Genomic DNA, 1,628 nt, shown 5'->3' with positions numbered 1-1,628 from the left:
CCTCCTCTAAGGTAGACTGTTCTGTATCTTCATCATATGCCCAGACCAGATCACCAATCTTTACTGAAGAGATTGGTGACAGCCCGCTATTTGTCGAAATCAAAGAGTCTTCTGTGAAGCTATTCTTTGAACATACGTACTTAAAGAATCTTTGTGGCCTTCGGGGTCACCCATTAGAAAGTTCTGGTCAAGCAGATAAAGAAAATCTCCTTGGCTACTTCACCAAGTATTAGCAGCCCATCGGCTCGTCCGTTTTTTAATAGCTATGCGCCTAAAAATCTCATGGTGTGGCATCAACTAATATGCACCAGTCACCCATCTGAATTAAGGCTTTTGCCGGTAGCTACACGTAGATACCGACGGCCCTTGGCTTCCGCCTCAGAAATCATTTAGTTCCGTACTTTGTCCATGTCCTCGAAGAGCGGTATCACCGCTTACTCTCTATGACAGATCTATGGCTTATACCGTTAGCATATCCAGACCCAGTGGGCTCAAAGCACGGGCATATCAGCGTTAAAAAAACAGATGATAGATTGGTCAAGAGAGCGGTTTAATCAGACCTAATGGTTTTACCAACCCCAACAACGAACTCACCCACTTAACCAAAACTTTGTAGTTAATGATTCACATTGATCAACCAAACGCCTTGTTAACATCAAATTCAACTTGGTCACGAAGTACGTAGAAACAGGCTCTGGCCAGCTTGTGAGCCACTGTTTTTTTAGCGACCACAGCATGCGTTTTTGCTAGCTTTCGTTGATAGTAGCCTTTAATCGTGTCGTTATAGCGAATAGCAAAATTAGCCGCTTCAATAAAAGCCCAGGCCAAGTATTTATTACCATTTTTGGTGTTGGTATTACTTTTCTTTTTGCCATTGCTGTATCTTGCACCATTAACGCAACGACAATAAGATGCATAGTTACCCACATGTTGAAAGCGAGATATTTCTCCGGTTTCCAGCATGATAGTAAGCCCGAGAATTAAGCCGATACCATCAATGCTCGTTAAGTTAACGAATTCGGGCTTTAGCTTTAGCTGCTTTTTTAAAGACTTTTCTATGTCACTAATTTGCTGTGCCAAACACTGCTGTATAGCGAGATTACCATTAATTGCCATGCGGACATTGAGATCGGGAAAATCTACAGATAACTGCTCTGGGGTTAATTGTTTGAGCTTATTGCTGTTTAACCGCTTATTGAGGTGACGGTCATACAAGCCTTGAATTGAGAGTAGATTTTGAGTTTTTTGCTGTACCAGCTGCAGCCGCTTACGTAATAAATCGCGAATCATACGCTGCTCTTTTGGGTAGATGTAGCCCTCGGGGAGGATGCCGAGGCGTAACATTGTCGCTAACCAATGCGCATCACTCTCATCGTCGCCGTGCTTTAATCCAGAGTACTGCTGTATGGCAGCGGTATTGGCAAGATGGACCTTGAACCCGGCCTCCATCAGCCCATCAACTAGCCAGTACCAGTTGTAAGTCGACTCAACAACCAAGCCAACCAGCGCTTTACGATAAGGCTCAAGCAGTAACAGTATGACCTCAAGGCTATTCGTCATTCGCTTTTTGAGGATGACATTACTGTTTTCGTCGTAAGCGCCAAACCAACCACCCGGTTATGATTGGT

1 protein-coding gene and 1 pseudogene are annotated in these 1,628 nt (G+C 43.9%); one reads left to right on the top strand and one right to left on the bottom strand.

The genetic code is table 11. The features are described 5' to 3' along the window. The coding region (locus tag GILYN3_RS16950) for a hypothetical protein (RefSeq protein WP_232305631.1) at window positions 1-233 on the top strand (233 nt) is incomplete at its 5' end. 400 nt (window positions 234-633) lie between these two features. Here GILYN3_RS16950 and GILYN3_RS16395 read toward each other — a convergent pair. Then, window positions 634-1,590, bottom strand: a pseudogene (locus GILYN3_RS16395) (IS110 family RNA-guided transposase); the annotation flags it as partial. Window positions 1,591-1,628: the final 38 nt, after the last annotated feature.

Source organism: Gilvimarinus polysaccharolyticus, assembly GCF_001187555.1.
In the GTDB taxonomy this organism is placed as follows: Bacteria; Pseudomonadota; Gammaproteobacteria; order Pseudomonadales; family Cellvibrionaceae; genus Gilvimarinus; species Gilvimarinus polysaccharolyticus.
The sequence above is the reverse complement of the archived record's forward strand: the minus strand, read 5'-3'. Positions and strand labels throughout refer to the sequence as shown.